Consider the following 6,978-nt stretch of genomic DNA (forward strand, 5'->3'; position numbering starts at 1 on the left):
GGGCCACCGAGGCACCGGTGTCTTCCAGGTCCAGGCTTTCGCGCAGGTCCGCGAGCGGATCCACCTCTTCCGGAGGTGACGGCATGGGCGGGCGCAGGTTACCCCCCGAACGGGCTCACGACCAGAGACGCGTGGGCATGTGCGCGTCCGAAGTCCATCCATCCGGTCGGACGGCAGCCGTACAGTCTCCTCGACGCCGAGGCTCCCAGGCGTTAGCCAGTGAGGGAAAACATCACACCTCGCCTTGCCCTCCCAGTGGGCCGGTGACAGCTTCGGAAGTTTCTATGGCCATCCGCTACGCGCTACCCAACGGGCTTACCGTCGTCTTCGAGGAGCAGCACGCCGCCAAGGTCGCGGCCTTCCAGGTCTGGGTCAAGGCCGGGAGCGCCGACGAGCGGCCGGACCAGGCAGGGCTTGCCCACCTGCACGAGCACATGCTCTTCAAGGGCACCGAGCGCCGCGGCCCCGGTGAGGTCGCCCGGGACGTGGAGTCCCATGGCGGCGAAATCAACGCCTGGACCTCCTACGACCAGACCGTCTACCACATCGTCATCGCCAGCCAGTTCGCCCGGATGGGCCTGGACATCCTGGGCGATGCGGTGCGCCGGTCGGCCTTCGACGCAGGCGAGCTGTCGCGCGAAATCGAGGTGGTGTGCGAGGAAATCAAGCGCAGCCAGGACACGCCGTCCCGCCGTGCCTCGCGTGACCTCTTCTCCACCGCCTACCAGGTGCACCCCTACCGGCTGCCCGTCATCGGCACCGACGAGAGCGTGCGCAGCTTCACGCGGGAGAAGGTGCTGGAGTTCTACCACCGCCACTACACGCCCAAGAACCTGGTGCTGTCGGTGGCGGGAGACTTGCGCGAGGCGGAGCTGCGCGAGTGGGTGGACGACATCTTCGGCGGCGACTGGGGCCGGCCGTATGAGGGCCGGGTAGCGCGCGCCCCGGAGCCCGTGGCCGCGGGCCGGCGCATCCTGCTGCGCCCGGACGAGGTGAAGGAGGCCTACCTCCACCTGGCCTTCGGGATTCCCCAGGCGGACCACGAGGACGTGCCCGCGCTGGACGTGCTGGCGATGATTGCCGGCCAGGGAGACGCGTCCCGGCTGGTGCGCGAGGTGAAGCGCCGCCACAACCTGGTCAACGACATCCACACCTTCGCGTATACGCCCACGGACCCGGGCCTCTTCTCCGCGTCGATGACGCTCCAGCCCGCCAACGCCGTCCGGGCGCTGGAGGAGGCGGCGCGAGGGCTGGCCACGCTGCGCGCCACGCCGGTGACGGCGGAGGAGCTGGCCACGGCCAAGGCGCTGGTGGAAGCGGAGGCCGTGTACCAGCGCGAGACGGTGCAGGGCGTGGCCCGGAAGATGGGCTTCTACCAGTCCGGCATGGGCAGCCTGGAGGCGGAGGCCCGCTACTACGAGGCCGTGCGCAACCTCACGCCCGAGCACCTGCGCGCCGCCGCCGAGCGCTACCTGCGCTTCGACCGCGCCGTCGTCACCGGCCTGCTGCCGGAGGGCACGCCGCTGACGGAAGCGCAGGTGCACGAGGTGCTGGATGCCGTGGACCGCGCGCCCGCCGCGGCGCCGCCCGAGCGCAAGCCGCGCAAGGTGGCCGTGAGTGACTCGCCGGTGCGCATCCTGAAGGGCACGAGCGCCGGCCCCAGCGACATCATCACGGAGAAGCTGCCGTCGGGCGCGACGATTGTCGTGCGCGTGGAGCCCGCGGTGCCGCTGTTCGCCATCCGCGCCGCCTTCGCGGGCGGTCTGCGCTACGAGACGCCGGAGGACAACGGCATCACCACGCTGCTCACCCGCAGCATCACGCGGGGGACGCCGACGCACGACGCAGAGGAGGTCTCCGACCTCATCGACGCGTACGCGGGCAGCCTGGGTGGCCAGGGTGGGCGCAACTCGGTGGGCCTGCGCGGTGAGTTCCTGTCGCGCCACTTCGAGCCGGCCTTCCGCCTCTTCGCGGACTGCCTGCTGAATCCCTCGTTCCCGGAGGCCGAGGTCGCCCGCGAGCGCACGCTGCTGCTCCAGGACATCCTCACGCGCGAGGACAAGCCGTCCAGCGTGGCCTTCGACCTGTTCAGCAAGACCATCTACCGCACGCACCCCTACCGGATGCCCACCACAGGTGAGCAGGCGTCCGTGGAGAAGCTGACGCCGGAGCTGCTGCGCGCGTGGCACGCGGCGCACATGGACCCGTCGCAACTGACGCTCAGCGTGGTGGGCGACGTGAAGGTGGACGAGGTGATGGCCCTGGCGCGCGAGTACTTCGGCGCGTCGCGCGGCAAGGCGGCCCCGCCGCCGAAGGTGTCGCTGGAGGCGCCCCTGGAGGGGCCTCGCGAGGCGAAGAAGGTGCTGGCGCGGGCCCAGGCGCACCTGGTGCTCGGCTTCCCGGGCATCCGCGTGGGCGACCCGCAGCAGCACGCGCTGGAGGTGCTCTCCACGGTGCTGTCTGGCCAGGGCGGGCGGCTCTTCGTGGAGCTGCGAGACAAGCGCTCCATGGCGTACAGCGTCAGCTCGTTCGCCATCGAAGGCGTGGATCCGGGCTACTTCGCCACGTACATGGGCACCAGCCCGGAGAAGGTGGACGCGGCGCTGGCCGGCATCCGGGCGGAGCTGGAGCGCGTGCGCGACGAGCCCATCCCGGCCGAGGAGCTGGCGCGCGCCAAGCAGCACCTCATTGGCACGCACGAGATTGGCCTGCAGCGCAACGGCTCGCGCGCGGCGCTGCTGGCGCTGGACACCTGCTACGGCCTGGGCCTGGAGAACTTCCTCCACTACGCCGACCACGTCGCCAAGGTGTCGGCGGACGACGTGCGCGAGGTGGCGCGCAAAATCATCAACTTCGACCGCAGCGCGCTGGCCGTCGTCGGGCCGTAGCGACGCGGAGTCCCTCGGGAGGACACGCCGCCCCTAGAGGGCGGTGCTCCCGAGGGCGCCTTCGATGGCTTCGAGCAGGGGCTGTGCCGGAGCGCCCGGAAGCGTCGTGCAGCCCCGCGCCAGCTCCCGCTTCATCCGCAGGCGGTCCGGCTGTGAGCGCGCCTCTCCAGCCAGCGCCTGCGGGTCCACCGGCGTGGCCAGCAGCGTCGCGCAGGTGCGGAAGGTCTCCAGCCGGTCCAGGTCCTCTTCTTCCAGCGTGACGGGCGTACCATCCAGCGCCAGTCCGACGAAGGACAGCTGCCGAATCTCGTCCGCCGTCAGCACCAGCGCCCCGTTGAGGGTGAGCCGGGGCGGAGGCTGCGGGCCCGGTCCTCCCGCCAGCTCCACCACGCCGTCCACGGGCTTGGGCTGGCAGGGCACCTCGCGCAAGGACAGCAGCTCATCCGTCTTTCGCGTCTCCCGCGTCTCGCCGCTACGGGAGAGCTGAACGATGCCGGCCACCACCGCGGGCACACCGGCGATGAGCAGCCCCAAGCCCCACCCCGTGGCGACGTCGCGGCTGGAGGCGCCGTAACGGCCCTTTTCATCGATGGCGGAGCGGTTCGGCGTGTCCGAGAACAGCGTGCGCCCCACCAGCAGCGTCCCGCCCAGCACCGTGAGAATGCCTCCGGTGCTCACGGCCGCCGCCGCGCCCGTGTTGCTGTGCGTGGAGATGATGTCCTCCGCGTACTCCCCATGCTGCTCGGTGCGGCAGATGTCCGACGAGGAGAACGCCAGCGTGAGCTGGGGCCACTGCACCTGCGTCGTGGCGAAGGGGATGCGCTCGTTCAGCGCCTTCTCCTGGGCGTAGGTCCGCAAGAGCGGCCCGCGCTCCGTCCTCCGCTCCACGTCCAGCGGCGCGCACCCCACCGCCATCACCAACACCGCCGCCCCCAGACGCTTCATGGTTGGCCCTCCCGGAAGAAGCCCGCAACGTCCGGGCACTCGGTGAGAAACCGCGTCGCGTCCGCACAGGTCGGAGGATGGTCCGTGGACGTGCCCCAACTGAGCAGAGGCTCGCGGCACTCCAGGACGCGCTCCCGCGTGAGGGATGCGAAGGCAAAGGCGTCGTCCTCGCAGCCCGTCCGCCGGAGGAGGGTGGCCTCGCAGCCCAGCCCCAGGTCAAGCTGCACCGCCACGCCGGGACAGGCCGCCGCCGAGCGGCAAAGCCGGACGACGACATCCCGACAGACCGCGGCATCCGGCGCGTCCGGACCCGAGCAGGCAGTCAGGCAGATCAGGGGCCACCAGCGAATGAGGCGTCTCACGGCGCTTCCACGCTAGCCACGCTGGGATTAAAGGGCCCGCATGTCCCAGACCTATCTGTCACTCACAGTGGAGTTGCCCGAGGAAGCGTCCGAGGCCGTACAGGACCTCCTCCACGAGTCGGGCGCGCTGGGCCTCGAAGTGCGGGACCGCGAAGCGCCCCTCATGCCGGGCGTGCGCGGACCGAACCCTGGCGAGGCCATCATCATCGGCTACTTCGACGAGCGCGACACGGCCGAGTCCGCCCGTGACGAGGTGGCGTCGTCCTTCCCCGAGGCGAAGCTCACATTGGATGAGCAGCCCCAGCAGGACTGGAGCAACGAGTGGAAGTCGCTCATCAAGTCCGTGCATGTGGGCAGGTTGTGGGTCGGTCCTCCGTGGGACAAGGCGAACGCGCCCGCGGGCACCGTGCAGCTCGTGATTGAGCCGAAGATGGCCTTTGGCACCGGCGACCACCCGACGACGTCCCTGTGCCTGGCCGCGGTGGACGCATACATGGCCGAGCACCCGGGCGCCGCCGTCCTGGACGTAGGCACCGGCACGGGCGTGCTGGCCATCGCCGCGAAGAAGCTGGGCGCGGGCCGCACCGTGGCCACCGACAACGACCCCATCTCCGTGGAGCTGGCGCAGGAGAACCAAGCGGAGAACGGCACGCCGGACATCGAGGTCTCCGGCAAGGAGCTGACCCAGGTGGAGGGCACCTTCGACCTGGTGCTCGCCAACATCCTGGCCAACACGCTCATCGAGCTGGCCCCGCTGATTGTGGCGAAGACCAAGGACCGGCTCGTGCTGGCGGGTGTGCTCTCCCACCAGCGCGCGGACGTGGAAGCCGCCTACCGCAACCTGGGCCTCACCGTGCTGACCGGCGCCACCCAGGGCGAATGGGTGCGCATCGACCTGCAGCGCTGAAGTACATGGCGCCGTCCCCGTGAGGCATGTGCGGGGACGGCGGCCCTGGGGTGCCAGGCATCGCTCGCGGGCGCCGGCCCTGACACCGGCCTCACCTCCCGCCCGGCATCGCGAGAGGCGGAGGACATGCCCCTACGGCCGTTCGACCCGGACGGGGCGCAGCGCACCATCCAGCACCACCACCGCCGTGCCCAAGCCGCCGCTCTGCATTCGCGAGTAACGGACATCCCGAATGGTGACGCGCCATCCATCGGCGCGCTCATCCACCTGGTACGTGGGCAGGCGCAGCCAGTTGGCCAGCCCTCGAATCTGCGGCGCCGACAATGCGGCCTGGATGACAGGCCCGGGCTGGGCTTCACGCGGCACGCTGGCGTCACTGATGCGGAAGCGGCCGGCGTCGCCCGCCAGGAAGTCGGCTCGGACGAAGTGGTAGCGGTCCGGCCCCAAGGCGATGATGTCCCGCACGAAGGGGTTGGCCGGCAGCGGTCCCGCGATGGCGCGCTCCACAGGGAGGTTCTGCGAGCGAAGCCATTCCAGCGCACCCGGTGCGGCCACCTGAGAGCCCACGAAGATGGCGCTCAGGTAGAGCAACAAGCCCACGCCGCAGACCCGGGCCACACGCTGCGCGGAGAGGACGTGGGTCCCACGCAGCCGCAACCAGACGATGGCGGCCACACCCACGGCCCACATCACCTTCGCGGGCCATGGGACGAACGCGGGAACCATGATGAGCGCGGTGGAGGCAACACCGAGCACCACCCACCCCGCGGCGGACCTGCGCGTGCGCGCATCCGCCATGATGACGGCGGCGCCTGCGAGCAGCCACACCCACGGGTCGATGATGAAGAGCGCGTCGCCGTAGAACCACGTCCCGTCAAAGGGCATCAGCAGCCGGACGCCATATGTGTTGAGCCAGTCCAGCGCGGGGTGGCTCAGCACCGACAACGTGGACAGCATCAGCAACGGTCCGAAGCGAGCCGGCGGCAGGTCCGGATGCCTGCGCCTGCGCACGTACCGGTCCCAGAGCAGCATCAACCCGGTGAGGACGAAGGGCCACAGGGCCAGGGCGAGCACGCCGTGCGTCCAGCCCCGGCGCCAGTAGAGCGACGCATCCGAGCCCGCCAGGGTGACGAGGCCATCGACATCCGGCAGGTTGGCGCCGATGACGAGCGTCGCGGTGGCCAGCGGCGTGGTGCGCTTCAGCCCCGCCTCCGCCATCCACGCACCGACGAGCGAGTGAGCCAGATTGTCCATGCCCCCACTCTAGGCCTGCCCGCACCGTCCAGCGCCTCTCCAGGGTGGTGGGCCCCGCGCCCGAGACACGGTAGCGTCGCGCCCGCGTGGAGACGCCGCCCCCTTCCCGGCCACCAACCGACGTCCGCTCCCAGCTCGTGGGACCGATGCTCGCCTACCTGCGCGCGACGGGGCGCGACCCGTCCCCTCTGGTGGAGCGCTTCGGGCTTCCCGCCAACGCGAGCGCGCTGCCCGAAGTCACCCTCCCGCTGGCCACCCTGCACGCCTTCCTCGACGCGGCCGAGGCCCTGTCCGGAGACGCCTTCCTCGGCCTGCACGTGGCGCAGCGAGTCCCGCGCGGAAACTACGGACTGGTGGAGTACATCGCCCGGGCCTCCCCCACCGTCCGCGACACCTTCCGCGCGCTGGCCCGGTACATGGCGCTGCTGGAGCCCGCCTGGCGCGCCTCCTTCCAGGACGCACCGGACGGCAGCGGCACCTTCGTCTACGGCATCCCCGGCGAGCCCCTGGCCTACGGCCGCCACGCCAGCGAGTTCGGACTGGCCCTCTTCGTCCATGTCGGGCGCCAGCTCACCGAACACCCGTGGAATCCGCGCCACGTCTCCTTCGCCCACCCCGCCCC

The 6,978-nt window shown here is 70.8% G+C and carries 6 protein-coding genes; 3 read left to right on the forward strand and 3 right to left on the reverse strand.

Features of this window, described 5'->3' with window-relative positions; translation table 11 throughout:
- The first annotated feature begins 284 nt into the window (after positions 1-284).
- A complete protein-coding gene (locus FMQ63_RS36525; RefSeq protein WP_026114150.1) occupies positions 285-2,888 on the forward strand; it encodes a pitrilysin family protein in 2,604 nt (867 codons plus the stop codon).
- Between the two features lie 33 nt (positions 2,889-2,921).
- Here FMQ63_RS36525 and FMQ63_RS36530 read toward each other — a convergent pair whose 3' ends face one another.
- Entirely contained in the window at positions 2,922-3,833 is a 912-nt protein-coding gene (locus FMQ63_RS36530) for a hypothetical protein (RefSeq protein ID WP_225909763.1), read from the reverse strand.
- Complete coding sequence (locus FMQ63_RS38285; RefSeq protein ID WP_225888560.1) at positions 3,830-4,195, reverse strand: hypothetical protein; 366 nt, start codon at positions 4,193-4,195, stop codon at positions 3,830-3,832. The genes FMQ63_RS36530 and FMQ63_RS38285 overlap by 4 nt, the downstream gene beginning before the upstream one ends.
- Before the next feature lie 40 nt (positions 4,196-4,235).
- Between FMQ63_RS38285 and FMQ63_RS36535 the strand changes: the two genes are divergently transcribed.
- Complete coding sequence (locus FMQ63_RS36535; protein ID WP_011551259.1) at positions 4,236-5,102, forward strand: 50S ribosomal protein L11 methyltransferase; 867 nt, start codon at positions 4,236-4,238, stop codon at positions 5,100-5,102.
- 132 nt (positions 5,103-5,234) lie between these two features.
- Here the strand turns inward: FMQ63_RS36535 and FMQ63_RS36540 are convergent, their stop codons facing one another.
- Positions 5,235-6,356: a metal-dependent hydrolase gene (locus tag FMQ63_RS36540; protein ID WP_011551258.1), complete on the reverse strand. Its 1,122-nt coding sequence runs from the start codon at positions 6,354-6,356 to the stop codon at positions 5,235-5,237.
- Between the two features lie 146 nt (positions 6,357-6,502).
- Between FMQ63_RS36540 and FMQ63_RS36545 the strand changes: the two genes are divergently transcribed.
- A partial coding sequence (locus tag FMQ63_RS36545; RefSeq protein WP_228556568.1) for an AraC family transcriptional regulator occupies positions 6,503-6,978 on the forward strand: 476 nt, incomplete at its 3' end.

The sequence above is a fragment of the Myxococcus sp. CA005 genome (assembly GCF_006518205.1).
GTDB classification, from domain to species: domain Bacteria; phylum Myxococcota; class Myxococcia; order Myxococcales; family Myxococcaceae; genus Myxococcus; species Myxococcus xanthus.

Coding starts and splice junctions, on each gene's coding strand:
- FMQ63_RS36530 (WP_225909763.1), bottom strand. CDS start 3,833: ATGAAGCGTCTGGGGGCGGCGGTGTTGGTGATGGCGGTGGGGTGCGCG.
- FMQ63_RS36535 (WP_011551259.1), top strand. CDS start 4,236: ATGTCCCAGACCTATCTGTCACTCACAGTGGAGTTGCCCGAGGAAGCG.
- FMQ63_RS36540 (WP_011551258.1), bottom strand. CDS start 6,356: ATGGACAATCTGGCTCACTCGCTCGTCGGTGCGTGGATGGCGGAGGCG.
- FMQ63_RS36525 (WP_026114150.1), top strand. CDS start 285: ATGGCCATCCGCTACGCGCTACCCAACGGGCTTACCGTCGTCTTCGAG.